This is a genomic window from Micromonospora sp. SH-82, from assembly GCF_051132485.1.
Classification (GTDB): domain Bacteria; phylum Actinomycetota; class Actinomycetes; order Mycobacteriales; family Micromonosporaceae; genus Micromonospora.
The window spans coordinates 2,785,829-2,801,440 of the sequence record NZ_CP148049.1 but is presented as its reverse complement, the minus strand read 5'-3'; the positions used below and the strand labels follow the sequence as shown (position 1 = coordinate 2,801,440).

At 72.6% G+C, this 15,612-nt stretch carries 13 protein-coding genes; 2 read left to right on the top strand and 11 right to left on the bottom strand.

Features of this window, described 5'->3' with window-relative positions:
• Positions 1-4: 4 nt before the first annotated feature.
• Entirely contained in the window at positions 5-697 is a 693-nt protein-coding gene (locus WHN02_RS12875) for a response regulator transcription factor (RefSeq protein WP_434743524.1), read from the bottom strand.
• A gap of 194 nt (positions 698-891) precedes the next feature.
• On the opposite strand from WHN02_RS12875, the gene WHN02_RS12870 reads away from it, so the two are divergent.
• Positions 892-1,428, top strand: a complete 537-nt coding sequence (locus tag WHN02_RS12870) for an acyltransferase (RefSeq protein ID WP_434743523.1) — start codon at positions 892-894, stop codon at positions 1,426-1,428.
• A gap of 59 nt (positions 1,429-1,487) precedes the next feature.
• Here the strand turns inward: WHN02_RS12870 and WHN02_RS12865 are convergent, their stop codons facing one another.
• The 4 genes from WHN02_RS12865 to WHN02_RS12850 form a co-directional block, all read right to left on the bottom strand.
• Positions 1,488-3,251: a CDP-glycerol glycerophosphotransferase family protein gene (locus tag WHN02_RS12865; RefSeq protein ID WP_434743522.1), complete on the bottom strand. Its 1,764-nt coding sequence runs from the start codon at positions 3,249-3,251 to the stop codon at positions 1,488-1,490.
• 263 nt (positions 3,252-3,514) lie between these two features.
• A complete protein-coding gene (locus WHN02_RS12860; protein WP_434743521.1) occupies positions 3,515-5,782 on the bottom strand; it encodes a DUF6077 domain-containing protein in 2,268 nt (755 codons plus the stop codon).
• Positions 5,783-5,971: 189 nt separating this feature from the next.
• Positions 5,972-6,937, bottom strand: a complete 966-nt coding sequence (locus tag WHN02_RS12855) for a Gfo/Idh/MocA family protein (RefSeq protein WP_434743520.1) — start codon at positions 6,935-6,937, stop codon at positions 5,972-5,974.
• On the bottom strand, positions 6,934-8,034 hold the full coding sequence (locus WHN02_RS12850; RefSeq protein WP_434743519.1) for a DegT/DnrJ/EryC1/StrS family aminotransferase: 1,101 nt from the start codon (positions 8,032-8,034) through the stop codon (positions 6,934-6,936). Before WHN02_RS12850 ends, WHN02_RS12855 begins: the two co-directional genes overlap by 4 nt.
• A 210-nt stretch (positions 8,035-8,244) precedes the next feature.
• On the opposite strand from WHN02_RS12850, the gene WHN02_RS12845 reads away from it, so the two are divergent.
• On the top strand, positions 8,245-9,312 hold the full coding sequence (locus tag WHN02_RS12845) for a lysylphosphatidylglycerol synthase transmembrane domain-containing protein (RefSeq protein ID WP_434743518.1): 1,068 nt from the start codon (positions 8,245-8,247) through the stop codon (positions 9,310-9,312).
• A 16-nt stretch (positions 9,313-9,328) separates the two neighbouring features.
• Here WHN02_RS12845 and WHN02_RS12840 read toward each other — a convergent pair whose 3' ends face one another.
• The 6 genes from WHN02_RS12840 to WHN02_RS12815 all read right to left on the bottom strand — a co-directional run bounded on the left by WHN02_RS12840 (position 9,329) and on the right by WHN02_RS12815 (position 15,610).
• The gene (locus WHN02_RS12840; protein WP_434743517.1) at positions 9,329-10,573 is read right to left on the bottom strand and encodes an acyl-CoA reductase; all 1,245 of its coding nucleotides are present in this window, start codon (positions 10,571-10,573) and stop codon (positions 9,329-9,331) included.
• A gap of 142 nt (positions 10,574-10,715) precedes the next feature.
• On the bottom strand, positions 10,716-11,762 hold the full coding sequence (locus tag WHN02_RS12835; RefSeq protein ID WP_434743516.1) for an acyl-protein synthetase: 1,047 nt from the start codon (positions 11,760-11,762) through the stop codon (positions 10,716-10,718).
• The gene (locus WHN02_RS12830; RefSeq protein ID WP_434743515.1) at positions 11,759-13,180 is read right to left on the bottom strand and encodes an AMP-binding protein; all 1,422 of its coding nucleotides are present in this window, start codon (positions 13,178-13,180) and stop codon (positions 11,759-11,761) included. The genes WHN02_RS12835 and WHN02_RS12830 overlap by 4 nt, the downstream gene beginning before the upstream one ends.
• Complete coding sequence (locus WHN02_RS12825) at positions 13,177-13,932, bottom strand: SDR family NAD(P)-dependent oxidoreductase (protein ID WP_434743514.1); 756 nt, start codon at positions 13,930-13,932, stop codon at positions 13,177-13,179. Before WHN02_RS12825 ends, WHN02_RS12830 begins: the two co-directional genes overlap by 4 nt.
• Positions 13,925-14,164 carry an acyl carrier protein gene (locus WHN02_RS12820; RefSeq protein WP_434743513.1) on the bottom strand — a complete coding sequence of 80 codons (240 nt, stop codon included), beginning with the start codon at positions 14,162-14,164 and terminating at the stop codon, positions 13,925-13,927. Before WHN02_RS12820 ends, WHN02_RS12825 begins: the two co-directional genes overlap by 8 nt.
• Before the next feature lie 258 nt (positions 14,165-14,422).
• Positions 14,423-15,610: a glycosyltransferase family 4 protein gene (locus WHN02_RS12815; RefSeq protein ID WP_434743512.1), complete on the bottom strand. Its 1,188-nt coding sequence runs from the start codon at positions 15,608-15,610 to the stop codon at positions 14,423-14,425.
• Between the last annotated feature and the right edge of the window lie 2 nt (positions 15,611-15,612).

Below are 15,612 nucleotides of genomic sequence, written 5' to 3'. Positions count from 1 at the left end.
CCCCTCACTCGGCCCGGAGCCGGTAGCCGACCCCGCGTACTGTCTCCACCAGTCGGGCGTCGCCGAGCTTGCCGCGCAGCGACGCCACGTGCACCTCCACCGTGTGCCCGTCCGCCCAGGTGGTGCCCCAGACGTCGAGCAGGATCCGGTCCCGGGGCACCGCGACACCGGGCTGCCGGGCGAGGGAGAACAGGATGTCGAACTCCTTGCGGGTCAGGGCCACCTCCCGCCCGTCGACGCTCACCGTCCGGGCGGACACGTCGACCCGCAACGGCCCGGCGCAGATCAGGTTGCGCTCCGGCCGTACCTGGGTGGCCCGGCGCAGCACCGCCTCGATCCTGGCCTGCAACTCCGCCATCGAGAACGGCTTGACCACGTAGTCGTCAGCGCCCAGGCGCAGGCCGACGACCCGGTCCCGTTCCTCGCCCCGGGCGGTGACCACGATGATGCCCAGGGAACCGCTGCGTCGCCGCAGCTCCCGGCAGAGATCCACCCCGTCGCCGTCGGGCAGGTTCAGGTCGAGCAGCACCAGGTCGCTGGGGGCCGCCGAGAGGGCCGCCGAGACCCCTGCGGCGTGCTCGACCTCGTACCCCCGCCGGGTCAGTGCGGAGGACAGGGCCGCCGCCACCCGACGGTCGTCCTCGACCAGCAGGATCCGCACCTCAACCCCCGTTTCGTCGCCACCGGTGAAGGGCATCGTGGCAGATCCGCCGGCCCGACGCGACGGCCCACTGGGGTCGGGTCGCTATGCTACGGCGGGCCTACGCGGGGCGACCCTCGCCCGCCGGGCACCGCGCCCGCCTCCGGGCCGCGCCTGCGCCGCCGGTGGCGCGTACGCCCGAACCCGTACCCCGGCGCGGCGATGCGCCCCGACGTGTGAAGAGTCTGCCGATGACTGACACCCCATCCCTCTCCCCGACGGTCTTCGTCCACCCCAGCGCCGACGTCGAGGAGGGTGCCCGGGTCGGCGACGGAACGAAGATCTGGCACCTGGCGCACGTACGCTCCACCGCGCGGGTCGGATCCGGCTGTGTGATCGGCCGCAACGTGTACGTCGACGCTGAGGTCGTCGTCGGCGACCTGGTCAAGATCCAGAACAACGTCTCGGTGTACCAGGGGGTGACCCTGGAGGACGAGGTCTTCGTCGGCCCCTGCGCGGTCTTCACCAACGACTTCCGCCCGCGCGCCCAGAACCCGGACTGGAAGATCACCCCGACCCTGGTCCGCCGGGGCGCGTCGATCGGCGCGAACGCCACACTGGTCTGCGGCATCGAGGTGGGCGAGTACGCCATGATCGCGGCCGGTTCGGTGGTCACCCGGGACGTCGCCCCGTACCAGCTCGTCGCCGGTAATCCCGCCCGCCCCAAGGGCTGGGTGAACGAACGCGGCGACGTCGTCTCCCGCGACCCCCACCCCCCGACCCCCTGACCCGGAACCGCCCCGCCCTCGTGGTCGACACGGGGGCGGGGCGGCGGGTGACGGCGGGGTCAGTGGCAGAGGCGGGTGATCTCCTCGCGGAACCGCTCCATGGCGTTCGGGTCGTCCGGACCCAGCAGGTAGGTCTTGAGGTCCCGGCGGGCCTCGGTCAGTGGGTCGTCCCCGGCCCGGGTGAGCGAAAGGATCTTCTCCAGCTCACCACAGTCCTGGGAGAGCAGGTACGCGGCCCGGGCGGTCGGGAACTTGACCCGGAAATCGTCCTCCGGCAGCCCGCTCGGGTTCGCCACCACGTACGGGCGCTGGCTCTGCACGAAGTCCGAGACCACGCTGGACACGTCGCTGATCAACAGATCCGTCTGGTTGAAACAGTCGAACAGGGCAGGCACCCGACCGGTCACCACCCGGTGTCCCGGACCGTCCAGTGAGGTGGCGGCGACGTCACCACCGGCCGCCGCGATCCGGGCCACCACCCGGTCGTGCACCGCCTTGGTCTCCTTGGACCGGGCCCCCGTCAACGGGTGCGGCTTGTAGATCAGACGCACCCCGGGCTGGGCCTTGAGCAGTCCCTTGACGATCCGCTCCCCCATCGCCGTCAGCGAGGTGTGGTACGGGTCGTCGTCCAGCCACCCCTCCCAGGTCGGGGCGTACAGGACGGTGAACGGCCGGTCCGTCGCCGGGGCACCGAAGGTGTGCACCCCGGCCAGCTGCGGTCGACCGATCTCGACGATGTCGGCGTCCAGGACCCCGACCCCGGCCCGGGCGTAGCGTTCCCGGCCGGCGAGACCGGCCACCCACACCTCGTCGTACACCTTGCTGTAGGGGTTGACGCTGGCCTGCTTGTCGCTGTCGCCGTGTCCGACGAAGACGTGCTTCATGCCCGGCTCACGCAGCATGTGGATGTTGGCCCCGACGTTCGCCGCGTACAGCGACGCCCGGATGCTGCCCAGCTCCAGGTTCATGAAGTCGACACTGGTCGGTACGCAGATCACCGGCAGCCGGGTGTCGGCCATCTCCAGGAAGGCCTCCTTGCTGCGCATCAGGACCACGCCCCGCTGGTCGAGCGCCTCGGTCGGGGCGAGCCACATGTTGGCCTGGTAGACGTCCTTGGCCGGGCCGGCGAAGTAGAGCGCCACCTGCGGCTGGTACGCGTCGAGCCAGGTCTGCACCGCCGCCAGCACGGCGCTCTTGCCGGTGCCCTGCCCCCGACCCCGCAGCCAGGTCAACGCGACGAACCCGCCCACCAGGGCGGCGGCCCCGATGGTGAGGGTGCCGGCGATGAAGACCGGCACCAGGTCACCGATCAGGGCGGCGATCACCACGGCCGGCAGCAGGAGGATGTTCACCTGGGCCATTCCGCTGCCCATCAGCCCGGTCGTCCACACCGGCGGGCGGGGCGCCTCGCGGATCGGCCCGAGGTCGATGTTGCGGACCAGGGCGGAGACCGGGTTACGACGGTTGATCATGCGGCTGAACGCACCGGCGAAGACGCCGACCGTCCAGACCACGGCGGGCAGGAGCAACAGGACGATGGTCTCCCCGATACCGGGGCTGACGGTGGCGACGGCCAGCAGGACCACCGACAGGTCCCGGGCGAGCTGCCGGTAGACCCGGCTGAGACCGACCTTGTCCAGCAGGACTCGCGACGGGTTGGACCAACGGTTCAGGATGAACTCGCCGGCCACGGCGGCCACCCCGGCGACGGCAAACGCGCCGACCCAGCCGAGCGCACCCGTGACCAGCATGACGAAGTAGCACAGCAGCAGTAGCGCACCACGGGCGGGGACCCCGAGCCGCTGGAGTAACGTGCCGAACAAGGATGGCTCTCCCTACGAGATCGACGACGAGCCGGGCCGGACGGACGGGAAGCGACCGCTGGGCACGGCCGGCGGGGGCCGGCGGCGTTGGTCGGTTCGGCCTGGCTGCACACGACCTTAACGCGAAGACAACGGTGATCGCCGTTCGGGTATCGAGCCTCGTGCCCAGTTGACGGCAACCCGATCGAGGACGACTCACAGCTTCCGGACCGCCCCCGCCCCCACCCGCGCTGAGCTGCGTGGGGACCCGGAGACCGGCGGAGTCAGTCCGTCTCCGGTGGCGCTCCCGCGTCGATCTTGCGCAGACAGCGGACCGACCCGGCCGGGTCCTCCCGTTCGCCGAAGACCTCGAAGTCGAGCCGCTCCAACGCCCGACGGGCCTGCCGGTTGCCGAAGTACACGCAGACGGTCGTCACGTCGAGTCGTTCCAGGGTGGCGGCCAGCTCCTCCTCGGTCGGCACCCCGTTGCCGTCGGCGAAGGCGGCGAGCCGGAGCCGGTCCTGGGCGAACTCCGACTCCCAGTCGTACTCGATCAGGTAGCCGTCGCGGGGCAGGACGACCCGCATCTCGCTGCTGATCATCGGGGCGAGACGCATCAGGGTGCTGGGGGCCAACAGCAGGCCGGGCGGGCGGGCCGGGGTCAGGGAGTGGATCCACTCGATGCGGCCCAGCCGCTCCTGCGGCACCTTCCACACCGGGTGCGGGTGGGTCTCGACGAAGCTGTCCCGGTGCCACATCGGGATCCCGTACAGACCGAACGAGGTGATCAGGACCGCCGCGAGCAGGGCGCTGGTCAGGGAGGTGAGCATCCGCCCCGTCCAGGGCAGCGCACCCACCAGCGGGAACCGTCTCGGCCAGGGCAGTTGGACGGTGCACAGGATGCCGACCAGGCCGGGCAGGGCCAGGATCCACGGCACCCGCCAGAGCACCGCGGCGATCCCGGTCAGGTCGGCGAGGAACTCCAGCACCCCGGGGACGAACAGGACACTCATCGTCAGCGCCGCACCGGCGGCCATCAGGCGGGGGGTCCGACCCCGTACCAGCAGCGGAGCCAGCCACAGGGCCAGCCCTCCGATCACCCCGAGGGTGCCGAGCATCAGGGTCCGCCGGTAGGTGCCCTCCGCGTCGAAGAACTGGGTCTGCCCGCCGACCTCGGTGACGCCGCCCAGGGCCAGGCGGCTCACCACCACCGACCCGACCGGGTACGCCACTGCGGCGACGAACGCCGCCACCGCCGCACCCCAGCGGCCGACCAGCACCATCGCCAGGCCCGCCGCACCGGCCAGGATCGGCAGGATGATCGCCGCGGTCGAGGTGAGCCCGGCCGAGGCGACCCCGAGGGCGAAGATCAGGAACAGCTTCCACCGCGACCGTGACTCGAACCACTCGGTCAGGTAGACCCACATCAGGGGTACGGCGGCGGAGACGAACATGCCCTTGCCCTCGTGCAGCCGGGGCAGGTGGAAGGTGCCCAGGGCGGCGTCGGAGCCGGCCACCAGGTAGAGGTAGGCGACGGCCACCGTGAAGGCGAGCACGGCCCGGCGGGGAGCCCACCGGTGCACCAGCCGCCAGAGCGCGAGCACCGCCAGGAAGGCCAGCGCCGGCAGCATGACGTAGAACAGGGCGTTCGCCGCGTGGATGCCGAGGAACCGCCCGAGCGCACCGGCCAGGACCTCGATGGAGGAGATCGGCGGCTGGGTGCTCAGCCCCGGCAGGACGCCCTCGGTGAACAGGAAGTCCCGCACCGGCACCGAGTCCCGTTCGGCCACCCACACCGACTTGCCGACGTAGAAGACGTCGTCGGGGGTGTTGCGGGCGCCGTACAGGGAGGAGACTCCGACCCCGACGGAGACCAGCAGGACGTAACAGGTCTGCCAGACGGTGGGGGCGCCCTCGTCGTCGGCACCGCCGACCAGCCAGGTACGTCGGGCCAGCAGCGCCACCGCGACGGCGGCGGCCAGGCCGAGCGAGGCCGGCCACCACCAGGGCATCCCGCCGCCCTGACCGGCGGTGACGGCCGCCGCGACGGCGAGCAGCACGGCCGGCAGGACCCACCACCACCGGGGTCCGCGTCGGGTGTCAGCGCCCTCCCCGGCCTCGGGCTCGACGGGCACCGACGTCGGGTCCGGGGTACGCAGGGCGGCCCGTTCCCGGAGCACCGCGACGCCCAGCCGCAGGACCACCAGGAGCGCGCAGGCCCCCAGCCAGATCCGCAGCGACCGCGACGGCGGCAGGTCGAACACGAACCCCAGGTGGTAGATGACCGTGTACAGGGCGAAGGCGACCACTGCGGCGTCGGTCAGCCGACGCGGGATCGCGCCGACGAAGCGCCGGACCCGGCCGACCAGCCCGAACCGACGGCGTACCGGCATGGGCGGCAACGCCTCGCCCGGGACCGTGTCGGGCCAGGCCGTCGCGGCCTGCTCCGGCCCGGTCTCCGAGCCGGTCGCGGCCTCCGACGGGTCCGCTCCCGCCTGCGCCGGGCTCACCGCCGGGGCGGTCTTCGTGGGGCCGGATTCGATCGCGGTCACAACGGGAATATCGCCCTTCTCTGCCGCGGAAGGTCCTTCTCGCGGCCTGGCTGATGGGGTTCGTCACCGTCACTGCGGACGCGAGTACACCGCCCGGCAGTTGATCAGAAGCCTACCGGAGCGGCACCCGTCCGGCCCGCCGGCGGCAGCCGCCCGGACCCGACCCCCGGATCACCTCGAAGACCGAGGTCAGGACGCGTCTCCCGCGATCACGGCGGCGACGGTGCGGTGCGCCGGCAGGATCCGGTCACGCTCGGCGTCCGCGTCGAGCCGTCCGGCGAGGATGTCGAGGAAGTGATCGAGCTGGGCGACCAGCGGCTCCTGGTTCGACAACAGCTCCGGCACCTCCATGATGCTCTGCTGCCGGTAACCCCGCCCGTCCGGCGTCGCGGCGTCCAACGACACATGCCGGAAGATCGTCACCTGCTTGCGGATCAGATCCGCCTCGATCAGCCGGTCCACCTCACCGATGACCAGGCTGCGGACCTTGCGCTGGCCGATCCGGCTGGCCGACACGTTCGCCAACCGGCCCTCGCCGAAGGTGAGCAGCGCCTCGGCGACGTCCTCCGCACCCGGCACGGAGTCCTTGTGGAAGTAGCCGAGGGTGCCGCGTACGGTGGTCGGCTCGACCCCGCCGAACGCCTGGATCGCCAGGTCGACGTCGTGCACCAGCAGGTCCCAGGCCACCCCGGTACGGATCCGGGGCACGTACGGCGAGTGCCTGGTGATCGTCAGGTGCACCGGCTGGCAGGACAACGCCAGGGCGGTGACCACCGCCGGGTTGAACCGCTCCAGGAGACCGCACAGCAGCGGCAGCCCTGCCCGGCGGGCGTGGGCCACGACGGCCTCGGTCTCGGCGAGGCTGCCGCAGACCGGCTTCTCGATCAGCAGCGGCTTCCCGGCCGAGAGGACCTGCTCGGCGAGGCCGAGGTGGTGCTCCGTCGGCGCGGCGACGACGACGGCGTCCACCTCCGACAGGTCGCTCAGGTCCGGTGCCCACCGGGCGCCGAACCGGTCGGCGACCTCCCGGCCGACGCTCTCCCGGGGCTCGACCACCAGGGCCAGCCGGGCGCGCGGCGACTGGGCGATCACCCGGGCGTGCAGGGCGCCCATCGACCCGGTCCCGACCAGGGCGAAGCCGACCGGGGCGGTCACGCCCCGACCGCCTTGCGGACGGCCTCGACGACCCGGTCCACGTCCGAGTCGGTCAGGTGCTGGTGGACCGGGATCGACACACAGCTGCGGGCCACCCGCTCGGCGACCGGCGCGGGGTCGGCCACCACCCGGGGGTGGTCCCGGTAGCAGTCGTAGTCGTAGACGGTGCGGGGGTAGTAGATGCCGCACCCGACGCCCTGCTCGGTGAGGCGGGCGATCACCCCGTCGCGGTCGACCTCGGCGGCGTCGGTGACCAGCACCGTGTACTGGTGCCAGACGTGCCGTCGGCCGGGCAGCTCGGCGGGCAGCCGCAGACCCGGCACGTCGGCCAGCCCGGCGGTCAGCCGGGCCGCGTTGTCCCGCCGCCGCGCCACGTTGTCGGCGTACCCGGCCAGCTGCGGGATGCCGAGGGCGGCCTGGAGGTCGGTCAACCGGTAGTTGTGTCCCGCCACCTCGTACTGGTAGCGCTGGCGCATGCCCTGGTTGCGCAGGATCCGCAGCCGGTCGGCGAGCAGGTCGTCGTCGGTGGTGATCATCCCGCCCTCACCGGTGGTGAGGTTCTTGGTGGCGTAGAGCGAGAAGGTGCCGAGGCCGAAGCTGCCCGCGCCGCGCCCGTCGACGGTGGCACCGAGCGACTGGGCGGTGTCCTCGACCAGCCCGAGCCCGTGCTCCCGGGTCAGGGCGGTGATCGCCGCCATGTCGGCGGCCTGGCCGTACAGGTGCACCGGCAGGACCACCCGGGTACGCGGGCCGATCGCGGCCGACAACGCCGCCGGGTCCAGGCAGAAGTCGTCCTCGCGGATGTCGGCGAACCGGGCGGTCGCCCCGGCCTCGATGATCGCGTTGAGGGTGGCGACGAAGGTGAACGGGCTGGTGACGACCTCGTCACCGGGCTGGAGGTCCAGCACCTCCAGCGCGGCCACCAGCGCGGTGGTGCCGTTGTTCACCGCCACCGCGTGCTCCACGCCGACCAGCGCCGCGAACTCACGCTCCAGCCGCGCCACCATCGGTCCCTGCGCCAGGACGCCCGACCGGATCACCTCGACTGCCAACTGTTCGGCCGCCTCGTCGAGCTTGACGACGGAGATGGGGATCACGCTTCGGTCTCCTCGGGGGGTGCGGGGTGAGCGTTCAGACGTTAAACACCGGCCGAATCCTATGCAACACGGGGGCCACCGGCAGTGGGCCGGACGGCGTCACGTCGGCCGAGCGGGGCGACGGAACGTCGGCTAGGGTGATGCCTCGCCGCCCGGCCCCCACACGCTCTCCCCGGACAGCGGACGACCCGACACCCAGGCAGGTGACACGTGGTAGAGACCACCGCTCGCGGCGACGTCGCACCGACGTCGACCACCGCACCGGACGCCACGACACCCACGAGCCCCACCCGGCGCTGGGTCAACCTGGTCGTACGGGCGGTGGTGATCCTCGCCATCGTGGTCGGGATGACCTGGAGCGTCGTCGACCAGTGGCCGCAGGTGCGCGAGACCTGGCTCGGGCTGGCCTGGTCGTCGGTGGCCCTCTCGGTGCTCGCCGCCCTGCTCGGCATGGTGGCGAACACCATGGCCTGGCGGGCCGCCGTCGCCGACCTGGAACACCGGGTCTCCGTCGGCGCCGCCCTGCGGATCTGCCTGGTGGGTCAGCTCGGCAAGTACATCCCCGGCAGCGTCTGGGCGTACGTCCTGCAGATCGAGTTGAGCCGCCGGGCCGGGCTGCCCCGCCCCCGGGCCTTCCTCGCCACCCTGATCACCGTCGGACTCGGGGTGACCACGGCGCTGGGCCTGGGCGTGATCGGCCTGCCCTCGCTCCGGGAGGCCGTCGGCAGCGGCTCGGAGTACGCCGACTCGGTCCGGGTCGCCCTGGTGATCATGGCGATCCTGCTCCCGATCGCCCTGCTCTGCGCGGTACCCCGGGTCCTCACCGCCCTGGTCCAGCTCGTCCTGCGACTGCTGCGACGCCCGCCCCTGGAACGACGCCTCACCTGGTCCGGCGTACTCCGGGTGATCGGGTGGACGGCGCTCGGTTACAGCCTCTTCGGCGTACACCTGTGGCTGCTGGCCAACGCGCAGGCCACCCCCGGGTTCGAGGGGCTGGTCCGGTGCGTGGGCGCGTTCGCCATCGCGATGACGGTGGGGATGTTCGCCTTCGTCTCCCCCTCCGGGCTCGGCGTACGGGAGGCGGTCCTGGTGGCCGCCCTCGCCCCGTTCCTGCTCGACGACGGTGGCGTCGGCGCGGCGTTGGGCATCGCCCTGGCGTCCCGGCTGATCTTCACCATCGCCGACGTACTGGCCGCCGGGGTCGCCGCCCTCTCCGGGGTCCGCCAACTGCGCGGCACCACCCCCGACGTGGTCGCCACCGGCGTCGACAAGGGCTGACCCGCCCCGAACCCGGTCACCGGGTGGTGATCGTGGTGATCCGGGTGAACTCCCGCAGCAGGTCGAAGCCGTCCCAGACGGCGGCGAACGTCAACGCGTCCCCGATCGGCACCAGCCTGTCGATCCCCGCGCCCCCGACGGCCCGGGCGAAGGCGACGAGCTGCGCCGGATCGAACCCGAAGTGGGTGACGGTCTGGTCGCGCCGGACCACCACCGGGGCGAGATCGGCAAGGGTGTCCACCCGGGCCTGCGGGAAGGTGCCCACCCCGAGCCACCGGCGGGGCAGGTCGGCGGGGTCGGCGAGGTCGACGGTGGCCAGGTCGTTGCCGTCGAACCGGACCCCGGTCGCCGCCCCGGTCAACGCCAGACCGTAGGTGGCGACCCGCTTCTGCACCGCCATCGCCGGGTCGATCTCCGGTCGCCGGTCGTCGAGCACCCGGCGCAGCCGGGCCAGCAGGTCGGCCTGCGCGGCCGGGGTCTCCCGCACCGTGCCCACCCAGTAGACCGCCCGGGGAGACGAGCAGGCCGCCTGGTCGAACCAGTACGCGTCGTTGTAGAGACCCACCGCGAGGGCGTCCCGCCGGACCTCGTCGGCGGCCCACCACCCGGCCACGTCGATCACCGCGAAGGACGACCGGTCCGGGAACGTGACGTCCCGGGCGTGCGGGGCCAGTGGGTGCCGACGCAGGTCACCCACCGAGGCGTCCCCACCCCAGATCACCCGGAGGTCGGCGGCGGCCGACAGCGCACCGGTGACGGCGTCGTCCCGGCCGTACGTGACCATCCGCTGGGTCTGCCGGACCGCCGGATGGGCGTCGGCGAGGGTCTCGTTCAGGGCGTCCAGGACCGCGTCCGCCGCCCCTGCCGACCGGGAGGAGATCCGGACCACGTTGGCGTTCCCGGCCAACGCCGCCAACGCCCACGAGTAGACGAAGATGGTGTCCACGTTGGCAGGTGGCACGTGGAACACCAGCCCCCGGGGGAACCGCAGGTGACCGGGCTCCTCGGCGACCCGGGCCAGGGCTGCGGCCAGCTCGCCCCGGCGCAGGAAGAAGCCCAGCGACGCCAGCTCCGGATACCGGCGGGCCACCGCCGGACGAAGCAGTCGACGGGCGAACGCCACCAGGAACTCCACCACCCGGTCGTCGCCGACGGTGAGCGGCCCGTCGGTCGGTGCGGCCCGTACGGCGGCCAGCAGCTCCGCCACGGTCACCGGATCACCCGCCGGGAACCGCTGCCCCACCTCGCTACGCTCGTTCATGCCGCCACCTCCGCTGCGCTCCGGCGTCGCCACGAGGACCGACCACGACGATTCGCTCGCTGCACTCGCTCATGCCGCCACCTCCGCTGCGCTCCGGCGTCGCCACGAGGACCGACCATGACGATTCGCTCGCTGCGCTCGCTCATGCCGCCGCCGCGAAGGTGTCGCTGCATCCGCGCGCCTCGGCGCGGGGCAGTCGGCCCAGGATCGAGAACCTCCGGCCCGGCCAGACGCCGTCGTCGACGCCGTGCACCACCCCCCGGTCCTCGGTGAGCAGGAGGTGACCCGGGTACGACCGGGGCAGCGTGCTGACCACCTGCACCACCCCGGGGGTGCCCACCGGCACCGGCTCCCAGGTGCGCGGGTCCCTGACGATGACGTCGGAGAAGTCGGGGCAGTAGAGCCCCCCGCCGTCCGGCCCCTCCAGGAAGGTCAGCCCGATCTGCTCCACCATTCCGTAGAAGTCGTGGATCCGACGCAGGCCCGTCTCCTCGGCGAACCGGCGGCGGAACTCGGCGTTGTCGACCGCCCGGTCGGCGAGCTTCTTCCACCCGCCGCTGTGGATCAGGATGCCGTTGCTCAGGTCCAGCCGGTGGGTGCGGGCCAGGTCGTAGAGGTAGAGCCAGGTCATGAAGGTGAAGCCGAAGATCAGGAACGGCTCGCCCCCGTGCCGGCCGAGGAACCCCCGGACGGCGTCGAGGTCGGGGCGTTCCTGCTCGTCGAGGAGGAAGGTGTGGTCCCGGCCGAAGTTCATCATGCCGAGGACCCCGGCACTCCGGGCCGAGAAGGAACGCCTGTCGGCGAAGAGCGCCTTCGTGTCGACGAGCAGCATCGGCAACCGCCGGGTCCCCAGGACGGTACGCATCGTGGCGCTGAGCATCCGCTGCTGCGTCGAGGCGGCGGCCTTGTCGAGGTGGATCCGGCTGACCTCCCCGGTGGTGCCGGACGAGGTGAGCACCTTGAACACCTCGTCGTCGCCGATGCTCTTGAGCACGTGGTGCTTGAAGAGCCGGACCGGTAGCCACGGCAGGTCCGCCACCTGCTCGTACCGGCGGCCGGGCTGGTGACCCAGGGCGGAGAGGAGGCGGGCGTACTCCGGGCTGTGGGACCGGTGGTGCTCGGTCAACTCGATCAGCTCCGGCAGGAGCCGGGCCTCCCGCTCGGCTTGGCCGAGGGTGAAAAGGGTCATACCCGCGCCTCCAGGGTGCGGTAGTCGATCTTGCCGTTGGGCAGTCGGGGAAGCCGGTCGACGCCCCGGACGTCGAACCCGGTGCGGTGCATCCGGAGCCGTTCGGACAGCCGGCCCGCCACCTCCCGGGCTTGCGCGGCGTCGATCCCCTCGACGAAGAGGACCACCCGGTCCGGGCCGGAGACGGCGGCCACCGGTCCCCGGTCGCGGACCAGCTCCTCGACGTCGTACAGGTTCACCCGGATCCCGAAGACCTTGCCGAACCGACTGAGTCGACCACGCAGCCAGACGAACCCGTCGGCGTCGACCACACCGAGGTCACCGGTGCGCAGGACCCCGCCCTGGTCGTCCCCCCGAGCCAGGTCGGCGGCGTGTTCGGCGTACCCCATCATCACGTTGGGGCCGCGGTAGACCACCTCCCCGACGACGTCGGGCTCGGTGGTCTCGACCCCGTCGGCGTCCAGGACGGTGAACGCGCCGCCGGTCAGCGCGGGGCCGACCGAGCCGACCCGCTCGGGCAACGCCCCGGCCGGCAGGGTGCTCATCCGGGGTGCCGCCTCGGTGCACCCCCACATCACGTGGAACCGGCCGCCCACGGCGTCGATCCGCTCGTGGAAGGCCAGGATGAGCTCGTCGCGCAGTCGGCCACCGGCCTGGGTGAGGGTCCGCAGCGACGGGTACCCCGCCGGGCTCCACCGGATCCGGTGCAGCATCTCGTAGTGGTGGGGCACCCCGGCCAGCGACGTCGCTCCGTACTCGGCCACCGCCACCCAGAACTCCCGGGCCAACACCCCGCCGTCGACCGCCAGCACCGTCGCCCCGGCGGCGAGGTGGCTGGTCACCACCGACATCCCGAAGCTGTAGTACAGGGGCAGGTTGGTCGGGGCCACCTCGTCCGGGCCGATCCGCAGGGCCGTCCCGATGGCGGCCGCGTTGGCGAGGACCGCGTCCCGGGAGAGCCTGACGAACTTCGGATCCCCGGTGGAACCGGAGGTGGCGAGCAGGACGGCCAGGTCGGGGTGGGGCGGCTCGGCCGGTTCGGCGTCCCGCACCCAGATCGGGCCGAGCACCTCGTCGGTGGCCGTACGGTAGCCCTTCGGCGGGTCACCGGCCTGCGTACCGGCTCCCCCCTCGGCCAGTCCCACGACGGCGGCCGGGGCGAACCTGTCGACGAAGTCGGCGAGGACCGCCGGGTCCAGTCCCGGGTCGAGGGGGGCCACCGGTCGACCGGCCTCGAACGCGGCGGCGAAGCGCAGCACCGCCTCGAACGCGGTGCCGCTGCGGGCGAAGACGACCCCCGACGGCAGCACGGCGTAGGCGGCCGCCGACCGGGTCAGTGCGGCTGTCAGGTCGGCACCGGCCAGGACCGCACCGGTGGCGGCGTCGACGAGTCGGGCCGAGGGCGCGACGAGCGTCATGGGACGAGCCCTCCGTCGACCCCGAGGACCTGACCGGTGACGTACCGGGCGCCGTCCCCGGCGAGGAACCGGATCACGTCGGCCACCTCCTCGGCGTCGCCGAGCCGTCCCAGTGCCGCCGCCGCGGCCTGCCGGTCGAGCACCTCCGTCGGCAGGGCGGCGGTGAGGTCGGTACGGATCACGCCGGGTGCCACCGCGTTGACCCGTACGCCCCGGGGACCCAGCTCGCGGGCGGCGGAGCGGGCCAGGGCGGCGACCGCCGCCTTCGACGCCGCGTAGACGGACTGTCCGGCGGCGCCGAAGGTGCCGACCACCGAGGCCAGCAGCACTATCGACCCGCCCCGACGTTCGGTGCCGTCGGCGTCACGACGTCGACGGGTCATCGCCCGACCGGCGGCCTGGACGGCCGCGACGGTGCCGGCGACGTTGACGTCGAGGGTCCGCCGGACGTCGTCGGCCCGGATCATGCCGAGCAGACCGGTGTCCATGATCCCGGCGTTGGCGACCAGGACGTCGAGGCCACCGTGGTCGGTGACGACCTGCCTGACCAGCGCCCCGACCGCGTCGAAGTCACCGACGTCGAGCGCGAGGCCGTACCCGCCGAACTCCCCGGCGGACTCCGCCGCGCGGTCCGCGTCGCGCCCGGTGACGACGACTGTCGCCCCCGCCCGCGCCAGCGCCCGCGCGGTGGCCGCGCCGATCCCCCGGGTCCCCCCGGTGACCAGCGCGACCCGGCCGGTCAGCTCACTCATCGACGCCGAGACCCCGCAGCATGTCGAGGGCGACCTTGAAGCTGCTCAGGTCGATGACCTGGTCGGTCTCCAACTGGACGCCGAACTCGTCCTCGACGGCGGCGACCAGGGTCATGTGTCCGAGGGAGTCCCACTGCTCGATGTCGCGGTACGTGAGGTTCTCGACGTCGACGTCCCCCGGCAGTTCGAGGGCGTCGACGAAGACTGCGCGCAGCCGGTCGCTGAGGGTCATGGTCGTGGATCTCCGTTGCTCGTTGCCGCCGACGGTCACGGTCCGCGTCGACGGTGAGGTCGACGCAGCACCGGCGTCGGGGCACCGGGGACCGCCGGGCCAAGCTACGGCGCACGCCTTGCGGGTGGGTGAACGGAGTACGACGGGCACGAGTGTCGGGACGGGGCCGACCAGGCCGAAGATCCGGTTGCCGGCGTCGGGTCGGGTCGGCGTCGACGGTCGGCGGTGCGACTCGGCGTCGACGGTCGGCGGTGCGACTCAGCGTCGGCGTTCGGCGGCCATCTCGGTGAGCACCGTGAGGTGCCGGTCGAGCACCCGGTCGAGGCTGAAGTGGGCGTGCACGAGGGCCTGCCCGGCCAACCCCACCTGCTTGGCCCGGCCCGGATCGGTCAGGGCGGTGACCAGTCGATCCGCCAGGGCGGAGACGTCACCGGGGGCACAGAGCAGGACGTTCTCCCCGTCGCGCAGGGCGATGCCGGGGAAGTTGTCCGGTCGGGCCGGGGCCACCACCGGCACCCCGGCCGCCATCGCCTCCAGGGTGGCGGTGCCCATGCCGATGCCCTGCTCGTGGGACTCCACGGTGGCGGCGGCGAGGTAGTCCGGGACGTCGCTCTTGGCGATCTTGCCCACGGCGATGACGGCGTGCTCGACCCCGAGGTCCCGGGCCCGTTCGGCGAACATCTGGTAGTAGACGTGCCCGCAGATCAGCAGCTTCGCGTCCGGCACCGCCGCCAGCACCCGGGGCAGCGCCTCCACCAGCGCCACCCGGTCCCGCAGCGGGATCACGTGCCCCACCGACAGGATCACCGGCGACCCGCCCAGGCCGTGGCGTTCCCGGACCCGTTCGCCGTTGCCGCCGACCACCCAGTCCGGGTCCACCCCGACCGGGATCGGCACCAGACCGGAGTAAGCACCCCGGTACCGGGCCTCGATGTACTCCTGCATGAGGACGTCCATCACCACGATCCGGGGCCGGGACCGGCGCATGAACGGCTTCACCAGCAGGGCGTCCAACGAGCGGAACACCTTCGCGTACCGGGCCACCGGGTTCTCCAGCCGGGTGTGCACCGACAGCAGCACCGGCACCCGACGGCGGCGGGCGTACAGCGACGTGGCCCAGGTCAGGTCGAAGAACTGGCCGTGCTGGTGGATGACGTCCGGGGCGAACTCGTCGAGCAGCGTACGGACCCGCCGCAGCAGGCTCGGGCGGCTGGCGAAGGAGATGTCGAAGCTCACCGCGAGGCGGGTCTGCGGCAGCATCCAGGCCGGGAGCCGGACGATGCGCAGGCCGTCGCGCTCCTCGTGGGACGGGGCGTCCTGGTAGGCCGCCGTGAGCACCAGGACCTGGTGACCGGCGGCGGCGTAACCCCGGGCGAGCGACTCGGCCAGGTGGGAACTCCCCCCGGGCCGGGGCGGGAAGAAGTTGTTGACGACTGCGATACGCACGA

What these genes read in the sequence shown, in the direction of transcription:
- WHN02_RS12875 (WP_434743524.1), bottom strand. Translation starts at nt 697, where the DNA reads ATGCCCTTCACCGGTGGCGACGAAACGGGGGTTGAGGTGCGGATCCTG.
- WHN02_RS12825 (WP_434743514.1), bottom strand. Translation starts at nt 13,932, where the DNA reads ATGAGTGAGCTGACCGGCCGGGTCGCGCTGGTCACCGGGGGGACCCGG.
- WHN02_RS12835 (WP_434743516.1), bottom strand. Translation starts at nt 11,762, where the DNA reads ATGACCCTTTTCACCCTCGGCCAAGCCGAGCGGGAGGCCCGGCTCCTG.
- WHN02_RS12830 (WP_434743515.1), bottom strand. Translation starts at nt 13,180, where the DNA reads ATGACGCTCGTCGCGCCCTCGGCCCGACTCGTCGACGCCGCCACCGGT.
- WHN02_RS12820 (WP_434743513.1), bottom strand. Translation starts at nt 14,164, where the DNA reads ATGACCCTCAGCGACCGGCTGCGCGCAGTCTTCGTCGACGCCCTCGAA.
- WHN02_RS12870 (WP_434743523.1), top strand. Translation starts at nt 892, where the DNA reads ATGACTGACACCCCATCCCTCTCCCCGACGGTCTTCGTCCACCCCAGC.
- WHN02_RS12840 (WP_434743517.1), bottom strand. Translation starts at nt 10,573, where the DNA reads ATGAACGAGCGTAGCGAGGTGGGGCAGCGGTTCCCGGCGGGTGATCCG.